Origin of the sequence: Microbispora sp. NPDC046933 (assembly GCF_040644635.1) — a bacterium.
Taxonomy (GTDB): domain Bacteria; phylum Actinomycetota; class Actinomycetes; order Streptosporangiales; family Streptosporangiaceae; genus Microbispora.
In genome coordinates, this window is sequence record NZ_JBEYWW010000001.1 from 240388 (window position 1) to 263745 (window position 23358).

20 protein-coding genes are annotated in these 23358 nt (G+C 70.7%); 7 read left to right on the plus strand and 13 right to left on the minus strand.

Annotated elements, in window-relative coordinates:
- Positions 1-65: 65 nt before the first annotated feature.
- On the plus strand, positions 66-1271 hold the full coding sequence (locus ABZ857_RS01020) for a cytochrome P450 (RefSeq protein ID WP_357035423.1): 1206 nt from the start codon (positions 66-68) through the stop codon (positions 1269-1271).
- Between the two features lie 196 nt (positions 1272-1467).
- Positions 1468-1914 carry a hypothetical protein gene (locus ABZ857_RS01025; protein WP_357035426.1) on the plus strand — a complete coding sequence of 149 codons (447 nt, stop codon included), beginning with the start codon at positions 1468-1470 and terminating at the stop codon, positions 1912-1914.
- Between the two features lie 33 nt (positions 1915-1947).
- Here ABZ857_RS01025 and ABZ857_RS01030 read toward each other — a convergent pair whose 3' ends face one another.
- The 7 genes from ABZ857_RS01030 to ABZ857_RS01060 all read right to left on the minus strand — a co-directional run bounded on the left by ABZ857_RS01030 (position 1948) and on the right by ABZ857_RS01060 (position 9073).
- A complete protein-coding gene (locus ABZ857_RS01030; RefSeq protein ID WP_357035429.1) occupies positions 1948-2823 on the minus strand; it encodes an ion transporter in 876 nt (291 codons plus the stop codon).
- Between the two features lie 199 nt (positions 2824-3022).
- A complete protein-coding gene (locus ABZ857_RS01035) occupies positions 3023-3904 on the minus strand; it encodes a glycosyltransferase (RefSeq protein ID WP_357035431.1) in 882 nt (293 codons plus the stop codon).
- A 180-nt stretch (positions 3905-4084) separates the two neighbouring features.
- Positions 4085-4843, minus strand: coding sequence for a CDP-alcohol phosphatidyltransferase family protein (locus tag ABZ857_RS01040; protein ID WP_357035434.1), 759 nt, complete (start codon positions 4841-4843; stop codon positions 4085-4087).
- Positions 4821-5861 carry an iron-containing alcohol dehydrogenase family protein gene (locus tag ABZ857_RS01045; protein ID WP_357036206.1) on the minus strand — a complete coding sequence of 347 codons (1041 nt, stop codon included), beginning with the start codon at positions 5859-5861 and terminating at the stop codon, positions 4821-4823. Before ABZ857_RS01045 ends, ABZ857_RS01040 begins: the two co-directional genes overlap by 23 nt.
- 44 nt (positions 5862-5905) lie before the next feature.
- Complete coding sequence (locus ABZ857_RS01050) at positions 5906-6637, minus strand: phosphocholine cytidylyltransferase family protein (RefSeq protein WP_357035437.1); 732 nt, start codon at positions 6635-6637, stop codon at positions 5906-5908.
- Between the two features lie 93 nt (positions 6638-6730).
- Positions 6731-7396, minus strand: a complete 666-nt coding sequence (locus ABZ857_RS01055; protein WP_357035439.1) for a DUF5941 domain-containing protein — start codon at positions 7394-7396, stop codon at positions 6731-6733.
- Between the two features lie 168 nt (positions 7397-7564).
- Positions 7565-9073 (minus strand): CDP-alcohol phosphatidyltransferase family protein, encoded by a 1509-nt coding sequence (locus tag ABZ857_RS01060; protein WP_357035442.1) that lies wholly within the window; start codon positions 9071-9073, stop codon positions 7565-7567.
- 169 nt (positions 9074-9242) lie between these two features.
- On the opposite strand from ABZ857_RS01060, the gene ABZ857_RS01065 reads away from it, so the two are divergent.
- Genes ABZ857_RS01065 through ABZ857_RS01080 form a run of 4 tightly spaced genes read left to right on the plus strand, consistent with a single transcriptional unit; the run spans position 9243 to position 13202 of the window.
- The gene (locus ABZ857_RS01065) at positions 9243-10649 is read left to right on the plus strand and encodes a bifunctional cytidylyltransferase/SDR family oxidoreductase (RefSeq protein WP_357035445.1); all 1407 of its coding nucleotides are present in this window, start codon (positions 9243-9245) and stop codon (positions 10647-10649) included.
- A gap of 46 nt (positions 10650-10695) precedes the next feature.
- Positions 10696-12570: a CDP-glycerol glycerophosphotransferase family protein gene (locus ABZ857_RS01070; RefSeq protein WP_357035448.1), complete on the plus strand. Its 1875-nt coding sequence runs from the start codon at positions 10696-10698 to the stop codon at positions 12568-12570.
- Between the two features lie 19 nt (positions 12571-12589).
- Positions 12590-12865: a hypothetical protein gene (locus tag ABZ857_RS01075; protein ID WP_357035451.1), complete on the plus strand. Its 276-nt coding sequence runs from the start codon at positions 12590-12592 to the stop codon at positions 12863-12865.
- Between the two features lie 7 nt (positions 12866-12872).
- Entirely contained in the window at positions 12873-13202 is a 330-nt protein-coding gene (locus ABZ857_RS01080) for a Uma2 family endonuclease (RefSeq protein WP_357035454.1), read from the plus strand.
- Here the strand turns inward: ABZ857_RS01080 and ABZ857_RS01085 are convergent.
- Complete coding sequence (locus ABZ857_RS01085; protein WP_357035457.1) at positions 13179-14237, minus strand: glycosyltransferase family 2 protein; 1059 nt, start codon at positions 14235-14237, stop codon at positions 13179-13181. The two genes, ABZ857_RS01080 and ABZ857_RS01085, sit on opposite strands and share 24 nt — an antisense overlap.
- 54 nt (positions 14238-14291) lie before the next feature.
- On the opposite strand from ABZ857_RS01085, the gene ABZ857_RS01090 reads away from it, so the two are divergent.
- On the plus strand, positions 14292-15809 hold the full coding sequence (locus ABZ857_RS01090; RefSeq protein WP_357035460.1) for an LCP family protein: 1518 nt from the start codon (positions 14292-14294) through the stop codon (positions 15807-15809).
- 83 nt (positions 15810-15892) lie between these two features.
- Here the strand turns inward: ABZ857_RS01090 and ABZ857_RS01095 are convergent, their stop codons facing one another.
- The 5 genes from ABZ857_RS01095 to ABZ857_RS01115 all read right to left on the minus strand — a co-directional run bounded on the left by ABZ857_RS01095 (position 15893) and on the right by ABZ857_RS01115 (position 23331).
- Positions 15893-17350 carry an ATP-binding protein gene (locus tag ABZ857_RS01095; RefSeq protein WP_357035462.1) on the minus strand — a complete coding sequence of 486 codons (1458 nt, stop codon included), beginning with the start codon at positions 17348-17350 and terminating at the stop codon, positions 15893-15895.
- A gap of 80 nt (positions 17351-17430) precedes the next feature.
- Positions 17431-18615 carry a serine hydrolase domain-containing protein gene (locus ABZ857_RS01100; protein ID WP_357035465.1) on the minus strand — a complete coding sequence of 395 codons (1185 nt, stop codon included), beginning with the start codon at positions 18613-18615 and terminating at the stop codon, positions 17431-17433.
- Positions 18616-18655: 40 nt separating this feature from the next.
- Positions 18656-19033 carry a hypothetical protein gene (locus ABZ857_RS01105; protein ID WP_357035468.1) on the minus strand — a complete coding sequence of 126 codons (378 nt, stop codon included), beginning with the start codon at positions 19031-19033 and terminating at the stop codon, positions 18656-18658.
- Positions 19034-19233: 200 nt separating this feature from the next.
- Positions 19234-22443, minus strand: a complete 3210-nt coding sequence (locus tag ABZ857_RS01110) for a glycoside hydrolase (protein WP_357035471.1) — start codon at positions 22441-22443, stop codon at positions 19234-19236.
- Between the two features lie 234 nt (positions 22444-22677).
- A complete protein-coding gene (locus ABZ857_RS01115) occupies positions 22678-23331 on the minus strand; it encodes a TetR/AcrR family transcriptional regulator (protein ID WP_357035474.1) in 654 nt (217 codons plus the stop codon).
- Positions 23332-23358: the final 27 nt, after the last annotated feature.

A 23358-nucleotide genomic window follows, 5' to 3' on the forward strand; every position in this document is an offset into this window, starting at 1 on the left:
GTCAGGGCGGTCGGCGATGGTGGGAACACGCACTCTCGCAAGAGAAACCCAGGCCGACAAGAGGAATGACCATGGTCCACACCGTCACCACCCTGCCGACGTCGCGTCAGCCCGGCTGCCCCTTCGACCCGCCGGCGGAGCTGATCGACGCCCGCCGGCACGGCCCCATCAGCCGCTACCCCTTCCCTGACGGGCACCAGGGCTGGCTGATCACCGGATACGACCTGGTCCGGTCGGTGCTGGCCGACTCGCGGTTCAGCTCGCGCAAGGAGCTCATGATCCACCACCCGACCATCGACTACAGCGGCGTGGAGGTCCCTCCGGCGCCGCCCGGCGAGTTCCTCCTCATGGACGAGCCGCAGCACGGGCGCTACCGCAAACCGCTGGTGGGCAAGTTCACCGTACGGCGGATGCGACAGCTCACCGAGCGCGTCGAGCAGATCACCACCGACCACCTGGACGCCATGGAGAAGGCCGGGCCGCCGGCGGACCTGGTGACCGCGTTCGCCAAGCCCATTCCCTCAATGGTGATCTGTGAGCTGCTGGGGGTGCCGTACGAGGACCGGGGCCGCTTCCAGGACCAGATCGACACGTTCCTCGGCGGGGAGAGCAGCGACGAGGACCTGCTCGCGGCCTACACCGCGACCCAGCACTACCTCGCGGAGCTGGTGGCCGCCAAGCGCGCGAACCCCACCGACGACGTGCTCAGCGACCTCACCGACGGCGACCTGACCGATGAGGAGCTGAAGGGCATGGCCCTGATCTTGCTTTCGGCCGGGTTCGACACCACCGCCAACATGCTGGCGCTGGGCACCTTCGCCCTCCTGCAGAACCCGGAGCAGCTGGCCGCGCTGCGCGCCGACGCCACGCTCGCCGACCGGGCGGTGGAGGAGCTGCTGCGGTATCTGAGCGTCGCCAAGACGTTCATGAGGACGGCGCTGGAGGACGTCGAGCTGGGCGGCCAGACCATCGAGGCCGGCACGACGGTCATCCTGTCCCTCAACACCGCCAACCGCGACCCCGAACGCTTCCCCGACCCCCACAGGCTCGACCTCCGCAGACAGGACGGCGGCCACCTGGCCTTCAGCCACGGTATCCACCAGTGCCTGGGCCAGCAGCTCGCCCGCGTCGAGATGCGGGTCGCCTTCCCCGCGCTGCTCAACCGCTTCCCCACGCTGCGCCTGGCCGTACCGGCTGAGGAGGTCGGCCTGCGCCCGGAGACCGCGGACATCTACGGGGTGAAGAGCCTCCCGGTCACCTGGGACGCGTGACCGAGAGCCACGTCCGTCCCACGCCGCAGCGCCCCTGCCGATGGCGGCGACGGTCACCCGCCGCCCTTCGTCTCCGGAGGCGGAGGCGCAGCGGGCCGGACCCGGCGACGACCTCGGATGAAAGCGGCCTGTAAGTGATCAGCAAGGGCTCCCTGTTAGTCGGGATCTGTCAACGTCACGTCTACGAGGGGATCTCATGCGGAGCGGAACACGTCTTGTTCTCGGACTCGCGGTGCTGGTCGGCCTGGGGGCCGCTCTCCCGTCCGCCGCCTCGGCGTCCGCCGTGCCGACGACGGCGGTGTCCACAGCCGTCGCGCAGACCTGGGGATCGTACGGCTCCTCCGACTGGAAGGCCTGGGCTTGGGGCAGGTCCTCGCTCAGTTCCTCCGGTCTGCGTGTCACCGGCTATCTGTACGACTCACCTCGCACGCGCGCCTGTTCCTGGGTGAAGGTGAGGTCGCTGTCGGACCGGTTGACGTACCGGACCGTCACCTTCAAGAACTGCTCGTCTTCGGCCCCGCGCACCTTCCGGGTGAACGCGGGGTACGCCCTCAAATCGGAGGCCAAGCTCTGTCGCGGCACCTCCACCAGGATCACCGGCAAGTGCTCCGGCTGGCGTCTCATCTGGCGACAGGGCGGCTGAGTTCAGGGCAACCGGGCGCGTGGCCCCGCCCTGTCACGGATCTCGGCGGCAGGAGCAGCGGTCCCCTTCCGAAGGGGTGTCGGATCCCGCGCGACGGGCGTCCACGGGCACCGGCAGGCCGGCCGCCAGCCGGTCGACCTTCTCGCTCAGCGCCCGGATCTCGTTCATGACGGCGGTGTGCTGCTCCAGTTCCAACGCCTGGTCGTCCTTCCACCGCTGGGCGTTGACCTCGGCCTCCATCGCGGAAACGATCACACCGATGAGCAGGTTGAGGACGAAGAACGCCGTGATCACGATGAACGTGGCGAAGAAGATCCACGCCAGCGGCTCCTTGGCCATCACGTCCTCGGCCACCTGCGGCCAGTTCTCGACCGTGAGCACCGTGAACATGGTGAACAGCGACTGCCCGAGATCTCCGAAGTACTGCGGGGCCGCTTCCCGGAAGAGCTGTTCGCCGATCACGGATGCCATGTAGAGCGACAGCAGCAGGAGGACCACGGCCGAGGCCAGTCCCGGAATGGCGGCGAACAGCGCCGAGACCACCCGTCGCATGCCCGGCACCACGGAGATCAGCCGCAGGACGCGCAGGAACCGGAAGAGCCGCAGGATCGACAACGACTCGGAGGCCGGCACGAGGGCGACGCCGACGATGATCAGGTCGAACCAGCTCCAGGGGTCGCGGAAGAACGCCTTGCCGTGCGCGACGATCCGCAGGAGGATCTCGACGACGAAAACGGCGAGGATGACCCGGTCGATCACGAGGAAGGCCGTGGCGTGGCGTTCGGCCAGCTCGGGCGACGTCTCCAGCCCGAGCGCGATCCCGTTCAGCGCGATGACGGCGATGACCGCACGTTGGAAGACCGGAGCGTCCACGAAGACGCGGAGCCGTTCGCGATGAAAGACGGGCAATCCCACACCCCAGAAGATCAGGCAGAGCAAACGCCCGAAATCTTACAGTTTGCTCCTGACTGCGGTTTCCGGAGGGCGTCGGCGGCCGAAACACACCCGCCACGCGACCTCGCCCCGGCCCGGTCACGCCGCCACCGGGGCGAGAACGCAGCGAGGCGCCGCCGGGCCGCGCGGCAGGGCGTGATCTGTCAGATACGACCTAGACGATGGGCGGGCGGCCGAGGCGGAGCATGCGCCAGGCGGTGCGCCAGGCCATGGGGCGGCGCTCTCCCGCCGGCTCGCGCAGCCCTTCGAGGAAGCCGCGGAACCACGCCTTGACGGCGGGCAGCGAGCGCTCGCGCACGAGTGTGAGCACGACCCAGTTGAGCAGGTAGAGCATCGCGAGCGGCCACGGCAGGTTGCGCCGGGCCAGCCACACCCGGTTGCGGGCGTTCAGCCGGTAGAAGTCCGAATGCCGGGACGGCAGCACCAGCGGGTGGTACATCACCGTCTCGGCGTCGTACTCGATGCGGTAGCCCTCGCCCAGCAGGCGCCAGGCGAGGTCGGTCTCCTCGTGGGCGTAGAAGAACCGCTCGGGCAACCCGCCGACCTGAAGGAACGCCGACTTGCGGACGGCGCAGGCGCCGCCGAGGAAGGTCGTCACCGGGGAGGACCGCTCGGGGTCGCCGGCCCTCAGGCGGGGCACGTGCCGCCGCTGCACCGAGCCGCCTTCGGGGTCCATCACCCGAAAGCTGATCACGGCGAGGTCGGGCTCGTGCGTGAACCGCTCGCGGACGTGCGCGGCGACCTTGGAGTTGGCGTACCAGCCGTCGTCGTCCAGGAACAGGACGATGTCGCCCGAGCACTCCTGCACGCCGCGGTTGCGCCCTTCGGGGATGCCCGCGTTGTGCTCCAGCCGGACCGTCTTGATCGTCGCGGCGGAGCCGGGAAGCGGCTGGGCGGTCAGCTCCGGTACGTCCGCGCCGTTGCCGACGATGACCACCTCGATGTCGCCGTCGGTCTGGGTGAGCGCGGACTCCACCGCCCGGTCGAGCTCGGCGATCCTGTTGCCCATGGTGAGGATGACACAGGAGATTTTCACCGCGTCATCGCCTCGACGTGGGGCGCACTACACACGACTTCATGATCACCGAGTCTGTATGGCCGGGCAATCCGGAATCTGCCTGGTTTACCGTGGAATAAGGGTATCGGAACTGCCACCAAACCCCTACCCAACCGCGAATGTACGGCTGATCGGCATGCCGCGCGGGGAACGACGCGCTCATGAGAGCCGCCGGGAGGCGAGGATGCTGGCCAGGTGCAGCACGAGCTGGACTCCCGCGATGACGACGCAGGCGACCACGAGGATCCGGGTGGCGGAGAACCAGTTGTCGAGCACCGCCGCGACCACGACGATGAGCGACAGCTCGACGGCCTGGATCACCCGGTGGAACCGCAGCGCCGCCGCGGCCCTGCGGGCCAGCGCGAGCCGCGGCGAGGCGAACTGCTGGGCCGCCGCCTCTGTGGTCGCCACCAGGCCGGACCGGGCGCGGGCGACGTCGACCAGGTCGGTCTCCGACTTGATCAGGATCGCGCCGAGCGCCGCCGCCACGCCCATCACCGTGTACCAGTCGGGCAGGGTCTGCGAGGCCCGGAAGCCCAGCCCGATCAGCAGAGCCGCCTCGGCGAAGTAGTGCCCGACCCGGTCGAGGTAGACCCCGGTGATCGAGGTGCGGCCGGTCCACCGGGCCAGCTCCCCGTCGGAGCAGTCGAGCAGCAGGTAGACCTGGATGAGCAGGGCCGCGCCGAGCGCCGCCCAGAAGCCCGGGACGGCGAGCACGGCGCCCGCCGCCACCCCGCACACGATCATCAGGCCGGTGACCTGGTTCGGCGAGATGGGGGTCTTGGCCAGCAGCCAGGTGGCGTAGATGGACAGGCGCCGCATGTACAGCAGGCCGGCCCAGTGCTCGCCGCTGCGGCGGTCCATGGTGGTCTGCGGCTGGGCGACCGCGCGAAGCTCAGCTACCGACGGCGCGGACATAGTCCTCAACTCTCCCACGGACCTCGTGCTCCGACAGCCGGAGGTGCTCAAGGATGGTGTAGCGGCCGGGCCGGGTGCTGGGGGCCAGCATCACCGCGGCCGTGAACTGGTCGGTCGTCAGGCCGACGTCGCCTGGTGTGACGGGCAGGCCGTGCCGTCTGAGGCAGCCGGTCACCTGGCCGAGCCGGTGCGCGTCCTCGCGGAGGAAGTAGCAGAACGCCGCGCCGATGCCGGCCAGCTCACCGTGGTTGGAGGTGCCGGGGAAAAGCTGGTCCACAGCATGAAGGATCTCATGATCGCCGCCACTCGCCGGACGGCTTGACCCCGCGATGACCATCGACATCCCCGACAGGATCAGCGCCTCGGCGAGCACGGTCAGGAACGCGTCCGACTCGATCGAGTCCTGCCGGCCGAGCACGGCCTCGGCGGCGGTACGCGACATGGAGATCGCCAGCCCGTCGATGGGCTCGCCCCGCTCGGTGTTGCCGAGCTGCCAGTCCTCGATCGCCGACAGGTTGCTGAGCACGTCGCCGATCCCGGACCGGACGAGCGAGGGCGGGGCGTCGTGGACGAACTCGAGGTCCACCATGATCGCCAGCGGCATGGGGACGCCGAACGAGCCCTTGCCGCCCTCGTACACCAGGGAGGCCACCGGCGAGCAGATGCCGTCGTGCGAGAGGTTGGTGGCGACGGCGACCATGGGGATGCCGGCGAGCGACGCGGCGTACTTGGTGGCGTCGATCGTCTTGCCGCCGCCGACGCCGATCACCGCCTCGTAGTTGCCCTTGCGCAGGTCGGCGCCGAGTGACACGGCCGCGTCCACGGTGCCGTCCGGCACCCGGAGCACCTTGGCCTCACCGAGCGACGGCGCGATGACCTCCGCGATGCGGTCGCCCTGACCGACGCCGACCGCGACCGCGACCCGGCCGGAGGTGGCCACCCTGCTGTCGGCGAGCAGGGTGCCGAGCTGCGCGATCGCACCCCGCCGCACCTCCATCTTGAGGGGCGCGGGGAGCATCCTTGCCAGAATCGGCATGCGAACTCCTCAGAAGGCCGCGGAAATCAGTAACGGCATGCGATCTCGCGGGCCTTCGCGAGGTCGTCGTGGTTGTCCACCTCGACCCACTCGACCTTGCCGATCGGCGCGACGGCGATCTTCTCGCCGCGCTCGACCATCTCCTGGTAGCCGTCCTCGTAGTAGAGCTGCGGGTCGCGCTCGAAGGTGGCCTTCAGCGCGTCGGCGAGCCGCTCGGCCGCGGCCGGCCGGATCAGCGTGGCGCCGATGTACTCGCCGTACGCCTCGGCCGGGTCCATCAGCTTGGTGATCCGCTTCAGCCGCCCGTCCTCCAGCGTGACCTTCATCTCCTCGTCCGCCAGCGACTTCACGTCGTCCACCGCGAGCAGGATGTCGGAGGTGTCCTCGGCGGCCAGCAGGGTCCGCTCCACCGACACGGGGTGGACGGTGTCGCCGTTGACCAGCAGCGCGCCCTGGGAGAAGTAGTCGCGGGCACACCACAGGGAGTAGGCGTTGTTCCACTCCTCGGCCTTGCCGTTGTGGACAAGCGTGAGCTTCACCCCGTGGCGCCGCTCCAGGTCGGCCTGCCGTTCCCGTACGGCCTGGGCCTGGTAACCGACGATCACCACGACCTCGCGGAGGTCCACGGCCGCCAGGTTACGCAGGGCGATGTCGAGGATCGTGGTCTCACCGTCGACCGGCACCAGCGCCTTCGGCAGCGTGTCGGTGTACGGCCGCAGGCGACGTCCGGCTCCGGCGGCCAGCACCATTCCGAGCAATTTCCCGCACTCCTTGAGGTCGAGCGTCAGACAGTAACCCCAAAGGTTAGTTGGCTCAGGGCCCCGGTTGGGTAATCCGCCGTTGGTCTGACGTTAATCCTGGCGAGCCGGTTCCACGGCCTCGTCGGGTGTGCGGGGGGCGGCGAGCCAGCAGGTCAGGCTCTCCCAGCCGAACAGGCCCCACAGGTAGAGCGCGAGCAGCACGAACACGACGGTCATCAGGTCGAGCAGGCCGCCCAGGGCGACGACGAGCATCCGGCCGTCCCAGCCCAGCCCGGCCGTCGCCAGCCACGGCGGCGGATACACGTGCTGGCGCACCCGGTAGACCGTGTCGTAGTGGTGGAAGGCCATCGCGCCGAGCAGCGCGACGACGAGCACCGGCGGGACTGAGCGGGCGAACCCGGCCGAGGCGATGAAGCCGTACTCGGTCAGCCGCAGGATCGGGGGCGCCAGCCAGTCGAGCCGGCCGTCGTGCCGGTGGGCGCTGCCCGCCCCGGCCAGCAGCAGGGCCACCGCCGGGGCGAAGACCGCGAAGTCGTCGGCCCCGGCGATGCCGAGCACCAGCAGCACGGCGGTCACGAAGGCGCCCGCGACCGCGGGCGGCAGCGGCGGGAGCTGCCCGGCGACGAGCAGCCCCATCGCCTTCGACAGCGGGCCGTCGTCGCGGTAGGCCACCACGACGCTGCGCGGCACCGGGATCATCTGCACGGAGATCACGGCCCGGCCCTTCCCACCGGCATCGTGGGGGCGGCGGCTCATGCCACCTCCTCGCCTTCGGCTCGGAGCGGCATGCGCCAGGCGCTGTGCTCACTGATTCGCTCGCTACGCTCGCTCATGCCACCTCCTCGCCTTCGGCTCGAAGCAGGGTCGTGCCGGAGGCGCGCAAATCAGCACCTCGCCAGGCGCTGTGTTCACTGATTCGCTCGCTCATGCGAAGGACCTCGCCATCCGCCCGGCGGCCGTGTAGGCCAGGGCCACCACGCCCCAGCCCAGCAGCGCGAGGAACGTCACCCGCGCGTCGAACAGCGCGGCCGTCACCGAGATCAGCGCCATCCGCTCCCCAATCGGCAACACGATCATCTTCTTCGCCCAGTACGCCACGCCCCTCGCTCCGCTCAGCGCGTCGAGCCGGCGCGACAGCGCCAGCACCGATCCGGTGCCCTTCGCCGCCGCCGCGGCGGGCGCCTCGTCCCAGGGCACGGCCATCGAACGCGGGGCCGCCGCCCGCAGGCCCGCCGCCCTGGCCCGGTCGGCCATCGCCCCCGCGAAGGAGAAGTCGACCATGTGGCGGATCGTCTGGAGGATCATCGCGCCCGCCGCCAGGGCCCAGATCTCCCACGGCTCCCGGGGACCGGCCGCGTATCCGGCCGCCAGCCCGACGTACACCAGGTATTCCTTGAGCCGGTCGCAGATCGCGTCGAGCCAGCCGCCGAGCGGGGAGAACCGGCGCGTGTACCGGGCGAGCTGGCCGTCCAGGCAGTCGAGCACGAACGACAGGTAGAGCGCGACGGCGCCGACCACGAGGCCCGCCCGGCGGCCGTCGGAGAACCAGATGGCGGCGATGGCGGCGAACCCGACGGAGATGCCGGTGACCGTGTTCGGGGTCAGGCCGAGGCGGGCGGCCGGCCGGATGAGGTGACGCGACCACGAGCTGACGCAGTGGGTGGTGAAGAAGCCGTCGTCGCTCTTCACCGCGGCGTCGAGCCTGGCCTGGGCCTCGTCGACGTCGGCCAGCTCACGCACTGCCCGCTCGGCGGCCGGCCGCGTGCCGACCCGCCCGCAGTGCAGGGTGCCCGGCGTAACGGCGTGCACCTGGACGCCCGCCCGCACCAGGCCGGTGAGCAGCAGCTCGGGCACCTCGCCGTCGCCGACCCGCCCGAGGTGGCGGCGCTGGGCCAGGTCGGCGAGGTCCTCGGCGATGTCGGCCAGCCCGGCCAGGTGGGCCTCCCCCACCTGGAGGACGCCGCGGAAGGTGCCGTTGGCCCACTCGACCTCGTGGAAGGACGTGCCCGCCGACACGACGCGGCCCCACTCGGTCCGTACGGGCGGACGCAGCGGGGCCGGGTCGCCGGTGGCGACGATCGCGCCGGTCGGGCGCGCCGGGTGTTCGAGCAGCAGCGAAAGCGCCTCGGTGTGCGCGACCACGTCGGCCGCCAGCACGGCGACCGGGGACGTCGAGGCGCGGGCCGTCTTGGCCACGATGCGCAGGTCCTCGGCGAGACCGTCGCTGACGCAGATCTGGTGCCGCGTGCCGCTCGCCGCCGCCTTTTCCCATCCCCCCGCCTGGGCGTCCTGGCTCCGCACCACGACGAGCACCTCGCGGACCGGCAGCGTGAGGAGCTGGGCGGTGAGCCGCTCCAGGAGGCTGCCGTCGGACCGGGCGCCGTCGGACCAGGGCAGCCCGGCGGCCGGCGAGGTCGCGAGGACGACCGCCACCGTCTCTGTGTCCCGTGACGTACCGGGCTTGCTCGGATCCGCCCCCATATGGAAACCCGCTTCACGTTAGCCGCACGTGCTCACCTCGCAAAGTAACCGAGTGATCACTAGGTGGCAATCACCTTCTCCGGCTTCCGGCACGGGTATGGTCTCCTCCGGGGAGGACATCATGATCGCCGAATTGCGTCTGCGCAGGGTGGGGGTGGTGCTGGCCGGCGGCGTCGGCCAGCGCGTGGGCCTCAACACCCCGAAACAGCTTCTGAAGATCGCCGGGAAGACGATCCTGGAGCACACCCTCGACGTGTTCGACGGCCACCCGGAGATCGACGAGGTCGTCGTCCTGATGGCCCCCGGCTTCGTCGCCGAGGCCGAGGAGCTCGTCAGGAGGAACGGCTACACCAAGGTCGGCAGGGTGCTCGAAGGAGGCGCGAGCCGCACCGAGACGACCTGGCGGGCGCTGTGCGCGCTGGGCGAGCAGGAGTGCGACGTGCTGCTGCACGACGCCGTACGGCCGCTGATCGAGCCCCGCATCATCAGCGAGTGCGTGGCCGCGCTCGAACGCTACGAGGCGGTCGAGGTGGCGATCCCGTCCTCCGACACGATCGTGGTGGCCGCGCCCGGCCCGCGCGGCGACATAATCCGCGACATCCCCGACCGCTCCCGGCTGCGCCGGGGGCAGACCCCGCAGTGCTTCCGGCTGTCGGTGATCCGGGCGGCGTACGAGCGCGCCCTGGCCGACCCCGAGTTCCCCTCGCTGCCGACAACGGACGACTGCGGCGTCGTGCTGCGCTACCTGCCCGACGTGCCGATCTACATCGTGCCCGGCAGCGAGCACAACATGAAGGTCACCCACCCCGTCGACGTCTTCATCGCCGACAAGCTCTTCCAGCTCGCCGAGAACACCGCGCCCGCGCTCGGCGAGGAGGCGTACCGGGACGGGCTCGAGGGCCGCACGCTCGTGGTCTTCGGCGGCAGCTACGGCATCGGCGCGGACATCGTCGAGCTGGCCAAGGGATACGGCGCGAGCGTCCACTCGTTCTCCCGCAGTCAGAACGGCGTGCGCGTCGAGGACGTCGCCGCCGTGGAGGACGCGCTCGCCCGGGTGTACGCCGAGACCGGCCGGATCGACTACGTCGTCAACACGGCGGGCGTGCTGCACATGGGCAAGCTCGGCGAGGCCGGGCAGCACACGATCGAGGAGACCATCGGGGTGAACTACCTCGGACCGGTCAACATCGCCCGCGCGTCCGTGAAGTATCTGATGGAGACCCGCGGCCACCTGCTGCTCTACACCTCCTCGTCCTACACCCGCGGCCGGGCCGACTACAGCCTCTACTCCTCCACCAAGGCCGCCGTCGTCAACCTCACCCAGGCGCTCGCCGACGAGTGGGCCTGCCAGGGTGTCCGCGTCAACTGCGTCAACCCCGAGCGCACCGCCACCCCCATGCGGCTGCGCGCGTTCGGCGATGAACCCGCCGGAACGCTTCTCTCCCCCGCCGCCGTCGCCCGCACCAGCATCGACGTGCTGCTGTCCCGCCTCACGGGACAGGTCGTGGACGTACGGCTCAGCCGATGACCGCAACCATGTACCCGCGAAAACACGGAGGGATGGGCGCTCGCCCATGGGGGGAAACATCAAGGGGCGCAGGGCCCCGAACGCACTGGTCGCGCTGGTCCGGCGGCCGGCGCTGAGAAGCCTGGCCGCTGGGCGCAGGGGCGTGTTCACCGCGCTCACGCTCGCGTCCTATCCGGCCCTGCTCGCGGCCGCCGTGTGGCCGCTGCCCGCGACCTTCGCGGTGCTCGTGCCGCTGTCGTACGCCGCGGAGGCCGCGCTGCCCGGGCGGGCGGCGGGGGCGCTGAGCCGGGCCCATCTCGGGGCCACGGTCCGCTTCCTGTCGCGTGAGACGGCCGCCGTCGTGCTGCTGGCGCGGCTGGCGCCGGGGCGGCCGTGGTGGTTCGCGGCGCTCGCGGCCGGGCTGTTCCTGTTCCACGGCCTGCGCGCCGTGCAGACGTGGCTCGCCGAGCACGTCGACCGCCGGCACAACCAGATGCCGGTGGTGACCCGCAACATCGACCTGCCCGCGCTGCGGATCCCGCCCGCGCCGCCCCAAGCGCTGCTCACCTGGCGGGGCGCCCGGCTGCTCCTCCTCGACGCGCTCGCGGTCGTGCCCGCCGCGGCCGGGGCGGCGGGTCTGGGGACGGGCCTGCGTTGGACGGGCCTCGGCTGGATGGGCGCGGCGGGCGCCGCCGTGGCCCTGGCGCTGGAGGCCGCGGCCGTCGCCGCGCTGCTGGCCCACGCGAGGCGCGCCAGGCACCTGGGCGACCGGCGGCGGCTCCTCGCCGCCGTGGACGACTGGATCACGGCCTACCGGCCCGAGGTCGTCATGTACTTCTCCGGGTCGGCCACGTCGGCCTACCAGGCCACCATGTGGCTCGGCACGCTGGAGCGGATCACCCCGAGGACGCTGGTGGTGCTGCGCGACCGGCCGCTGGTCACGGCCCTCGGCGCGACGACGTTGCCCGTCGTGTGCATCCCCTCGTCGGTCGACCTGATGAACTTCCGCGCGCTCGACGGCGTGCGGGTCGCGCTGTTCCCCGCCAACGTCGGCAACAACATCCACATGCTCCGGGTGCCGGGCGTGCGGAGCGTGTTCATCGGCCACGGCGACAGCGACAAGGAGGCGTCCTTCAACCCCTACACGAAGGTGTACGACGAGGTCTGGGTCGCCGGGCCGGCCGGGCGGGACCGCTACCTGCGCGCCCAGGTGGGCGTGCGGGACGAGGCCGTCGAGGAGGTCGGCCGCCCCCAGCTCGCCGGGGTGCTGCGCACCAGCCCCTACGCTGAGGGAGCCGCGCCGTACCGGACCGTCCTGTACGCCCCCACATGGGAGGGGTGGAGCGACGACCTGTTCCACAGCTCGCTCGTCGCCATGGGACCCGCGATCGTGCGCGCCCTGCTCGGCCGGCCGGTGCGGGTGATCTACAAGCCCCACCCGCTCACCGGTCACCGCTCACCGGCGGCCAGGGCGGCGCACCGGAAGATCATGGCTCTGCTGAGCGAGAGCACCGGCATCCCGCACCTGGCGGTGACCGGCCGGGAGCCGTCCCTGTACGAGTGCTTCAACGAGGCCGACGTAATGGTCTCCGACATCTCCAGCGTGGTGTCGGACTTCGTGGCCAGCGGCAAGCCGTACGTCGTGGCCAACGTGGCGGACCTGCCGCCGGACCGGTTCCGCGAGCGCTACCCGGCCGCCGGGGCGGCGTACCTGCTCGGGCCCGACCTGGCGGAGCTTCCCGACATCCTGCGCCGTCTCGGCGCCCCGGGAGAGGACGACATGGCCGCCGCCCGGCGGGCCCTGCGCGCCTACCTGCTCGGCGCCGACCACCCGGACCCGCTGGCCCGCTTCGAGGAGGCCGTACGGCGCGCCGTCGCCCGCGCCGAGGCCCGCGCCCGCTCTCTGGGCCTCGAAGCCCTCGCCCCTTCCGCCCGTGACTGAAAGAGCCGAGGAGAGCCATATGGATGCCGTTGAAGCCCCGCCCGGGCCCGCACTGGCACCGGTGCCCGGCCGGCCGCTGCCCAGAACCCCGCGCGAGCTGTACGACGCGCTGCCTCCGCTGCCCGGCCTGCAGACAGAGGTGATCGACGGCCGGCTCGTCACCCGCCTACGGGACGCTCCCGAATACGCGTCGGCGGCGATGCAGTTGTTCGAGGCGCTCCTGCCGCTCATGGACGACCGCGGGTTGGCAGGCGTGGACGGGAAACGTCGGCGTGTGCCTCGACGGGACCAATGAGCCGGTGGTGCCGGATCTCGTGCTCGCTCCGCGAGGCTGCCCGCGCTGGGGGGAGCGTGAACTGCTCTCCTCGGGGCTGATGCTGGTGGCCGAGGTGGTCTCGAAGGGCAGCGCGGAGGACGACCGCCTCAAGAAACCGGCGATCTACGCCGGGGGCGGGGTCCCGGTGATGCTGCTCGTGGACCCGCTGACGAGGCCCGCGTCGGTCACGGTCTACAGCGACCCCAAGGAGGGCCTCTACCAGGTGACCTCGACGGTGCCGTTCGGGCGGGAGATCCACGTCCCCCACCCGATCGGCTTCACGCTGGACACCTCAGTCTTCGAAGAGGTCCTCTAGCCTCGCCCGCTGGGGCTTGGGGCGGGGCTTGCTGAGCTTCGGGGGGCTGGTCAGGAAGCCCGTCCCCCACGAGATGTGCATGGTGGCGTACACCACCGGCAGGCGTGCGAGCGCGGCGGGCGGCAACTGCCGTCCGGTGAGGACCGAGCCCGCGAGGATCGCCGCGAGGTAGCCCCCGGGGATGACCAGGCCTGGCCAGAAGAAGGGCGAGACCACCAGGCCCAGCGCCATCGCCGCCACGGCGGCGGGCGGGGCGAGGTACCGGAGGTTGATCGTGCCCTGGTGGGTGCGGGAGACGACCCGCCGCCACCGGCCGTAGTGGAAGTACTGCTTGGCCAGGGCGCGCACGTTGGGCCGGGGACGGTAGGTGACGCGCATCTTCGGCTGGAACCACACCAGCCCGCCGGTCTCCCGGATGCGGTGGTTCATCTCCCAGTCCTGGGCGCGCAGGAAGTGCTCGTCGTAGCCGCCGACCCGGTCGAGGGCGCTGCGGCGGAAGACGCCCAGGTAGACGGTGTCGGCCGGGCCGGCCTCCCCGCCCGTGTGGAAGCGCGCGTTGCCCACGCCGATCTTCGAGGTCATGGCGCAGGCCACCGCCTGCTCGAACGGCGTGATTCCCTCGGCGGCCATGATGCCGCCGACGTTGTCGGCGCCGGTCTGCTCCAGCGTCTCCACGGCCGTACGGAGGTAGTCGCGGGGCAGGATGGCGTGCCCGTCCACCCGCGCGATGATGGGGTGGCGGGAGGCGGCGATGGCGGCGTTCAGCGCGTTGGGGGTGCGGCCGGTGGGGTTCGGCACGACGACGACGCGGCGGTCCTCGGCCGCGATGGCGTCGGCGACCTCCTGTGTGCGGTCATGCGAGGGGCCCACGCTGATGACGACCTCGAGAGGGCCCTCGTAGTCCTGTTCGAGGACCTGCCGTACGGCGTCGCGAAGGTGCCGCTCCTCGTTGAGCACCGGCATGATCACCGATACCGGCGGCCAGGGCCGCGCGGGATTCTGGCTCGACTGTCGCGAGTCGGGAAAGGGCTTCATGGCGGCGCTCACGCTACTGTACGGAGGGGTGGAGACGGCAACCGGAGGACGGGAATGCCCGGCGACGATCAGGAGGACTCCGGCGTCCGCGTAGGGGGCGACGGGTACGGCGGCGTGAGGGTGACGGCGCAGCGTGCCCGCCGGCGGAGGTCAAGCCTCCGATCCCTGGTCATTTCGGGCTCGCTGTCCGGAGTCGTGCTGATCGGCTCGGGCGTCACGTGGGTGACGTCGAACTACGCCGCCAGGCAGATCCAGGCGGTGGACGCCGGCACGAGCGAGGCCGAATCCACGGGCGCGATGAACATCCTGCTGGTGGGCGTGGACAAGCGCGACAACCTGAGCAGGCGCCAGCAGAACCAGCTCCACCTCGGCCGCGACGTCGGCGAGCGCACCGACACGATGATGGTGATCCACCTGTCGGAGGACCACCGCGAGGTGACCGTGGTCAGCCTGCCGCGCGACACCTGGACGACGATCCCCGGCAAGGGCGAGCACAAGATCAACTCGGCGTACCAGTTCGGCGGCGCCAAACTGGCCGTGAAAACCGTGGAGCAGGCGACGGGGCTGCGCATCAACCACTACATCGAGGTGAACGTGCTCGGGTTCATCGGCGTGGTGGAGTCGCTGGGCGGCGTCACCGTCTGCACGCCGGTGGCCATCGACGACCCGAAGACCAAGCTGAACCTGCAGCCCGGGACGTACACGCTGGACGGCGTCAACGCGCTCGCGTACGCCCGCACGAGGGCCACCGCGCGCTCCGACCTCGACCGGATCGACCGGCAGCAGCAGGTCATCTCCGCGCTGCTCGGCAAGGCGCTCAGCGGCGGCACGCTGGCCAACCCGGTCAGGCTGAAGGGGTTCCTCGACTCCACGTTCAAGACGCTCACCGTGGACCCGGCCCTGCAGAAGGACCTGCTCGGCATGGTGAACCAGTTCAAGGACGTCTCGACCGACGACGTGGCGTTCGCGACCGTGCCCCTGGCCGACGTGAACTACCACGCGCCCACGGGCGAGTCGGCGGTGCTGTGGGACAAGACGGCCGCCCGCGACCTGTTCCAGCGGATCGACGCCGACCAGCCCCTCGTCAAGCCGTCGGCGAAGGCCTCGGCGTCACCCTCGGGCGGCCCCGCGGCGTCGGCGAGCCCGGCGGTTTCCCCGACGACCTCCCCGACGGCGCTCACGATCCCGCCCGGGCGGATCTCGGTCAAGGTGCTCAACGGGACGCTCATCACGGGTCTGGGCGCGGCCACGAAGGCCCGTCTCGTCGAGGCCGGGTTCATGGTGCCGTCGCCGCCCGGCGACACGGCCCGCCGCGACTTCGCCACCACCGTGATCCGCTACCCGCCCGGCCGCGAGGACTCGGCGCGTACGGTGGCCGCCGCCATCCCGGGCGCCGAGTTGCGCGAGCAACCGGACGTCACCGGCATCGAGGTCGTCGTGGGCCAGAAGAACCACGACGTGAAGAAGGTGACGGTGGTGGCCGCGCCGGAGGGCTCCGCCACGCCGGCGACGCCCACGCCGCAGACGACCCCCTCCGCCCGCACCGCCACCCAGAACATCTGCAAGAAGTAACGGCTCGGCCGGCACTCGTTATCGAGCCGACGGCCAAGGGTCATGCGAGCCGTCCGCCGACGGCCCGCGTGACCGGCGGGGCCTCAGCCGAGCTCCCCCGGGGCGTAGATGTCGTCCAGGCCGATCAGGCGGATACCGGGGTCCTCGGCGGCCGAGGCCCGCAGCTCGGCGGTGAAGCCCGAACCGCTGTAGCAGGCCAGAATCGTGTCGCGGGTGTCGTAGCCCTTGGCGGCGAGGAGGTCGCGGGCCCGGGCCAGCCGCCCCACGTGGTGGTGGCTCATCGTCTCCCCCCACTTCGCCTCCCCCAGGGACAGCAGCCTGCCCGCCCGGCCTCCGTCAGGAGGAGAGAAGACCGCCACGTCGATCTCTATCTGACTGCGGTTCTCCGGGTCGTTCACGGTGCCCGCGCCCACTGTGGCGGGAAAACCCCTGAACACGTCTTCTCCGGCGTTCAGGGCGTAGTCGCGGCACAGGGCCTCGAAGTGTGGGCCCACGATCTGGGCCAAAAAGGTCTCCCGTACCGAGCCCCACACGATCTCACCGCGGTACGCCTCCAACTCCGGCCAGCGCCGCCGCATCACGCCCTCGTAGAAGGTGATCAGGGGCTCGACGATGCGGTAGCGGGAACGGCCCTGGCGGAAGACGTCCGGCTCACGTGCGACCAGCGCGCAGTCCTCGAGGACGTTGAGCGGATGGGTGATCTGGTCCGACCTGCGGCCGATGTAGCTCGCGATGCCGCCGTTCGTGGTGTTTCCACTGGCGATCGCCGCCAGTACGGAGTGATAGAGAGCCGGATCGCGAATGTCCGGCTCCTCCGCGAGGAGATACCGGGCCTCACGGAAGAGAGGCTTCTGCGGGTTCAGTACGGCCCTGACCACCCAGGAGTCGAAGTCGGCCGGCCCGGTGGGCGCGTCGCCCTGCGTGAACTCGAACCGGTACGCGGGGGTGCCCCCGACGATCGAGTGCACGAGCACGGCCAGGCGCGGGTCTGTGAGCCCCCAGAACCGCGCGGCGTCACGGTAGCCGAACGGCTGGACGACCAGTTCGAGCCCGGCCCGCCCCCGCAGCGGCGCCTGCCCCGCGAGCAGCCCGCCCATGACCGCCATGGCGGAGCCGCAGAGGATCAGTCTCGCGGAACTGTCCCGTCCGCTGCCGCCCGGGCCGAGTTCGCGCTGGATGATCGAGGGGAGGCTCGGGGTGACTCTGGACAGGAAGGGGAACTCGTCCACGACCACCAGAGTCGGCCGGCCTCGGAACCTGCGGAACAACTCCGCGATCGCGTCGTTCCAGTCGCGAAAGGGACGCTCCAGCACCTCCCGCGTATGCCGTACGAGCGCGTCCGCGAAGAGCCGGAGCGACTCCGCCTCCGTAGCCTCGGTGGCGGCGAAGTACATGCCACCGGTCTCTTCCGCCAATGCCTGCAGGAGAAAGCTCTTTCCTTGCCTGCGGCGCCCGCTGACGATCCCGAGTGTGGCCCCGCTCATCGCACTCGCCGACACGAAGGAGGCGAGCCCCTGCCACTCACGCACTCGATCGAACATTCGTTCAGGCTTGGAAACCACAGGCACCCCCGTCACAGAAGTGTAGTTCACAGAACCACACTTCTGTAGAAACACAGGTGCTAGTGGGCCCCGGCCCTGATCGCACTCTGGACCGCGTCGAGGAGCGTGGCGGCTCTCCGGTCCGGTACGCCCTCCTGGATGTGGTTCATGACGTAGCCGAAGGCCAGGCCGGTCGCCGGGTCGGCGAAGCCGAGCGATCCGCCGTAGCCGGGGAACCCGAAAGCGGTCGGGCTGTACCAGAAGGCGTCGGGCGTCGGCAGCCCGAAACCGGTGGCGATCCGGACGGGCACGCGCAGGACGCGGTCCACGCCGCTGACCTGCTCCGCGGTCGCCGCCGCCAGGGTGTCCCGCGAGAGGATGCGATGCCCGTCGACCTCTCCGATGAGCGCGGCGTAGAAGCGGGCCAGCGCGCGGGCGGTGCAGATGCCGTTGGTCGACGGCATCTCCGCGAGTTGCTCGGCGGGGTCGTCGTGGTTCAGCATCGGCGTGACGACGGTCATCGCCCGCATCGTCAGCGACGTGGGATCGGCGTAGGCGCTCATCACCTCGCGTGCGGGCTCGGGCAGGGCGTCCAGGTCGATCCCGGCCAGCGCGTCGAGGTCGATCGGGGCGGCGACGATCCGGCTGACCCGGTGCCGCTCGGATTCCGGCAGCCCGATCCACAGGTCCAGGCCGAGCGGTGCGGCGATCTCCTCGGCGAGGAACGTGCCGAGGCTGCGGCCGGCCACCCGGCGGACCACTTCGCCGACCAGCCAGCCGTACGTGTGGGCGTGGTAGCCGTGCGCGGTGCCCGGCTCCCACAGCGGCCGCTGGGCGGCCAGTGCGGTCACCATGGGGTCCCAGGCGATCGCCTCCGCCGGAGTGATCGGGTGGTCGAGCGCGGGCAGTCCGGCCTGGTGGGTGAGCAGCCAGCGGACCGGGATCCGGTCCTTTCCGCATGCCGCGAACTCCGGCCAGTAGTCGGCCACGGGTGCGTCCAGGTCCAGTTCGCCGCGCTCGGCCAGCAGGTGCGCGCAGGCGGCGGTGACGCCCTTGGTGGTGGAGAACACGACCTGCAGGGTGTCGCGCTCCCAGCGGCGGCCGGGCGCGGGGTCGGCGATCCCGCCCCACAGGTCGACGACCTTCCGGCCGTGCAGGTAGACGGCGACCGCGGCGCCCACTTCCTGGCCGCCGGACAGGTTGGCCGCGAACGCCTCACGTACTGATTCGAATCCGGGTGCGGTCTCGCCGCCGATTCCGGGCATGCGTCATCGCCTTCGTGACGAGGGTTGATCGGGGGAAGTGCTATCTCCGCCAGTGCCCGATGAGCCAGGCGCAGATTTCCGGCTCGGTCATCTCGGGAAACTCTTCGCCCAGCGTGACGAGCGCGCGCAGCGCCTCGTCACGGTCCATGCCTCGCGCCGCCGCTTCCTTCAGGTATTCCTGTCGTGCGGCGGTGGGACGGCCGCCGCCCGCGCCACGGCCCGGCAGGCCGTTGCGCCACTCGATGATCTCCGCCAGCCGGTCGGGCCGCCAGCCGGGAGTTCCGTCGATCTCGACATCGGGCTCGGGGAACGGGCGCTCCGAACCGCCGGGATAGCGGGAGCGCCACTTGTGCACCGCGTGCCTGCTCACGCCCAGCGCCTCACCGACGCCGACGACGCCGAGGTACCGCTCGGTCATGGTGCACCAACTCTGTCTGTACGGCCTCCTCCGCGGATCTCATTACTACCACGCCCACGACGAAGCCCCCGAAACACAACGGGATAACTTCGTCCCTTACAGAGACGAAGTTAGACCGGGAGGCGGAACATCGTCAACAGAAGCCGACGGCCCCGCCCGGACGTCCCAGAAGGGCGTCCGGACGGGGCCGCTCGATATGGCTAGTGCTGGGGCAGTTCGATGCGGTAGGTCCGCGACTGCGCCCCGTCCTCACTGGTGATCGAGACGGTCGCCGTACGGCCGGGGTTGGCCGCCTGGTTCACCACGACGGTGGCGTACGGGTCCGCGGCCACCGCGGTGACCTCGGGAAGGCGCCCCCGCCAGGCCGGCCGGTAGGACGTGGTCTCCGGATCGAACCCGGCCAGCGGGGTGCCGTCGGCCGTGATCGTCTCGGCGCGGGCGTCCGACGAGACACCGGGCGACGCCGCGAACACCTGGATCTCGCTGATCGTCATGTGCGTGTCGGGCCGGGCCGTCAGGACGACCCGGACGGCGTCGGTGGTCGTGGCGGTGACGGGAGCGTCCACCACCGGCCCACTGGCCCCGCCCGTGGGCACCGCCACGTCACCGCTGACGTCGACCCAGGCGCCCTGCGCGTTCCGGGCCTGGATCTTCAGGCTCTTGGCGTAGCTCTCCCACGAACCGTCCTTGTAGAAGGCCGTCGCGACGTGGGCGATCGTCCGCGGCTTCGGCAGGGTGACGGTGATCGTGTCGGCGGTGTTCTTCGTGCCGGACTTCCAGTTCGACCAGGCCTTGTCGGTCAGGTTGCCGTTGCGCAGGCCCGCGGTGGAGTATCCGGGCTCGGTGTACGTCGCCGTGACGGACGTGCCGTCGGCGAGGGCGGCGTTGTCCTCCACCGGCCGCGTCACCTGGACGCGCACCGTCGCCGGCAACGTCTTCCCGTCTCCCGCGTCCGCCTTTCCGGAGAGGGTGACGACGCCCACGTGGTCGAAGGCGTTCTCCGCCGGCACGTCCCAGGTGACGGAACGCTCGACCGTGCCGCCGAGACCGCCGACGGCGGTCACCTGGGCCGGCAGCTCGGGCCGGCCTCCGACGTACGTCTTGGCGCGGGCCGGCTGCGTCGACACGAGGGTGTCGACGGTGACCACGGCCTTGGCCTCGTACCGGCGGCCGAGCGGGTCGGTGGCCACGCCGGAGATCTTCGTCGTCTTCGGCCTGGTCCAGTCCTGGTCCGCCGGAATCGTCCAGGTGACGGGGAGGGTGCCGCGGGCGCCGTCCCGGTAGACCGGGACGACCGTCGCCGGCATCGCCGGCGCGGTGCCCGGCGTGGTGAAGACCTGCGCGGCCCGCACCTCCTGGACGGTCTCGTCGGTGATCTGCCAGCGCTGGTTGGCCCCGGAGGTGGCCTGCCACACGCCCGCGGCGGCTCCGTCGCCGGTGGCCTGACCACCGACGTCCACCACACGTCCGGTCGCGACGTTGACGAACGTGTAGGTGCCGTCGCCGGTGGTGGAGAGAATCCACTGCCCGGACGGGTCCGGCTCAGGCTGCGGCTCGACCAGCGTGAGCGCGTCGCTCTGGACGGTCAACTGGCGATCCCCCGCCGCAGTCGTGATCGAGTAACGCGCACGGCTGCTCGCGCCGTCGGTCAGCTTCCGCACCCGCCAGAGCTGGGCGGCGCTCGCCGGGTCCGTGGTGCGGATCACCGTGCCCGCCGCGCCGTCGGCCGGGGTGAGCGACTTGCCGCTCTGGACCCCCTGGAACCGGTAGACGTGCCCGTCCTGGATGAGCGGGGCGTCCTTCGCCACGCCGCTGACGCCGTCCACGAGGAACGTCGACACGGATTCGGCGGGGACCTGCACGGTCACCGAACGGCTGTCGCGGTTCACCGCCACCGGCGCGCCGGTCTGGAGCGCGCCGCCCGCGCTGGTGACGACGGGGGTCGCCGTCGCGTGCGGCGAGACGGTCCTGAACGCGGACAGGTCGATCGTCACCGAGCGCGGCGCGGTGCCGCTGTTGACGTACACGACCGTCGCGCCCTTCTTGGACACGGCCGCGACGCTGTTGGTGTCGTCGACCTTCACGAGCCGGTCGCCGGGGCGGATGAAGTGCGTGAAGTTGCGTACGGTGTTGTACTTCGTGTTCGTGTAGATCGGGCAGGTGGCGAGGGTGTCCTGCGCCGTGCAGTTGAAGGGGATCTGGATGCTGCCCCAGTTCATGCCCTTCGCCGACTCACCGCCCGGCTTCATGTTGTCGTAGTCCTCGACCGGCTGCCAGAAGATCCACGCCGAGGGCTCCAGCTCCCGCAGGTCGTCGATCATGTGCTGGGCCATTCCGAGCCCGGGCGCCATGCTCTCGAAGTTCTGGCCGTCGCCCCAGGAGCCCTCGACCTCGCTCATCCACAGCGGCTTGTTCTCGCCCTTGGCGATGTCGCGAACGGTGGTGCGCTGCGACGTCCCGTAGGTGTGCACGTTGAGCTGGCCCACCTGCGACCGCACGTCGCCGGGATAGCTGTTCCAGTTGGTCGCGAAGGTGCCGGGGTTGGTCTCGTCCATCGCCGAGATCGCCGCACCGGCGCCGGACCCCTGGAGCCGCTGGGACAGCGAGCGGATCACCTGCTGCTGCAGCGCCGGGCCCATGTGCGCGCCCTCCTGCCGCCCGCCGACCGGCTGACCGGCGGAGTTCAGCGAGGTGCCCCAGTAGTTGGTGTTGGGCTCGTTGAAGGGGTCGATGGTGCCGATCTCGATGCCGTGCGCCTGCTCCAGGTGTTCGACGACCCGTACGAGGTAGGTCGTGTAGTCGTCGATCTTCTCGGTCCTGAGCTGGTCCTGCGAGGCGTTGAACCCGCCCGAGACGTAGCCGCTGACCGTCTGGAAATACGGCGGCGAGTTGCTGAACGCCTCCCAGTGGTCGACGTCGTTCTTGATGCGGTCGATCCACCACCGCTGGGTCTGGTCCGCGTCCCAGTTCCAGTGGTCTGGGTTGTCTGGATTCCACCAGCTTGTGTCGTTCCGGGTGGTGCCGGCGGGGGCCTTCCACCATCCCTGCACCGCGCCGCCGGGGCGCAGGTAGTCCCGCACGTCGGGGGCGTTGCCGCCGCCGATGTCGTAGCGGGCGATGTTGAGGTTCAACCCGTCCTCGCCGAAGAGCATGTCGGCGAGCTTCTGCCGGATCTCGTCCGGGTAACCGCCGGTCACGTTGGCGAACCAGACGAGGCTGGTGCCCCATCCTTCGAACGGCTGCCCCTGGTAGGACGGGTCGGGGCGTACGGTGACGGCCTGGAGCGCGGCCGTCGCGGCCGTCGCGGTCTCGGCCGATGCGGCGTTCGCGGCTCCGGCGGTGACCGCGCCGCCCACGGCCACGGCGGCCGTGCTGATCGCGGCGACCCAGCGCCGCGTTTCGATTCTCATCAGGGGGGTTTCCTTCGGGGGGCTCGGGGGTGGACGGGGGTCAGGGGAGGCTCTTTCGCAGTACGGCGAGGCCTGGGGAGTTGACGTGGTTACGTAAACATCACCCGCGATGGTTACGTAAACATGAGGGACACGGGGGATCTAGAGCTGGAAACAGGGCATGTTTACGCAAACATCGGTGGTGATGCTCTCACCGCGCCCAGGGGCCGTCAAGGTCTCCGCGACCCGGCCTTCTCACCTACGAGAGGGACGGCCGACCGGCGGGGGCTCCCCCGGCAGGCGGAGGGTGCGGTGGACCATCTGATGCAGGTAGCTGCGGAAGCGCCACAACGCCCCGGGGTGGTCGTGGTCGTAGCGCCGGCCCGACCGGTCGTACACGCCGCTCTGCACGAAGCTGTGTACGCACCAGATCACCGAGTTGATGGTGTAGTCCACGTCCACGTCCGGGGCGGTCGCCAGGGGTGCGATGGTGTCGATCACGAACTGCGCCGCCGGCGCGGCGTACATCGGCTCCAACTCGGGGATGTCGCTGGCGTCGGAGAGCCACCTGTGGGTGTAGAGCGCCGGATACTCCGGCTGGCGACAGCAGAAGTCGACGTACCGGTCGAGGAGCCGGTGCAGGGCGACGATCTTCTGTTCGGGCGGGGCGCCGACGATGTCCTTGATCCCCTTTTCCAGGACGGCGTTGTGAGCGCTGTTCATGCGATCCATGACCTCGAGGTAGATTCCCCGCTTGTCGCCGAACCGCTGCCGGACGAAGGCCACGTCCGTGCCCGCGGCGTCGGCGATCTGCCGCATGTCCGTGCCGTCGTAGCCCAGCCCGGCGAACAGGCGGGTCGCCACCTGGAGAATGCGGTCGGACAGGCCCCCGTCGCCCGTACCCGTCATGCGGTAGTCGGTTCCCGCCTGGTGCTC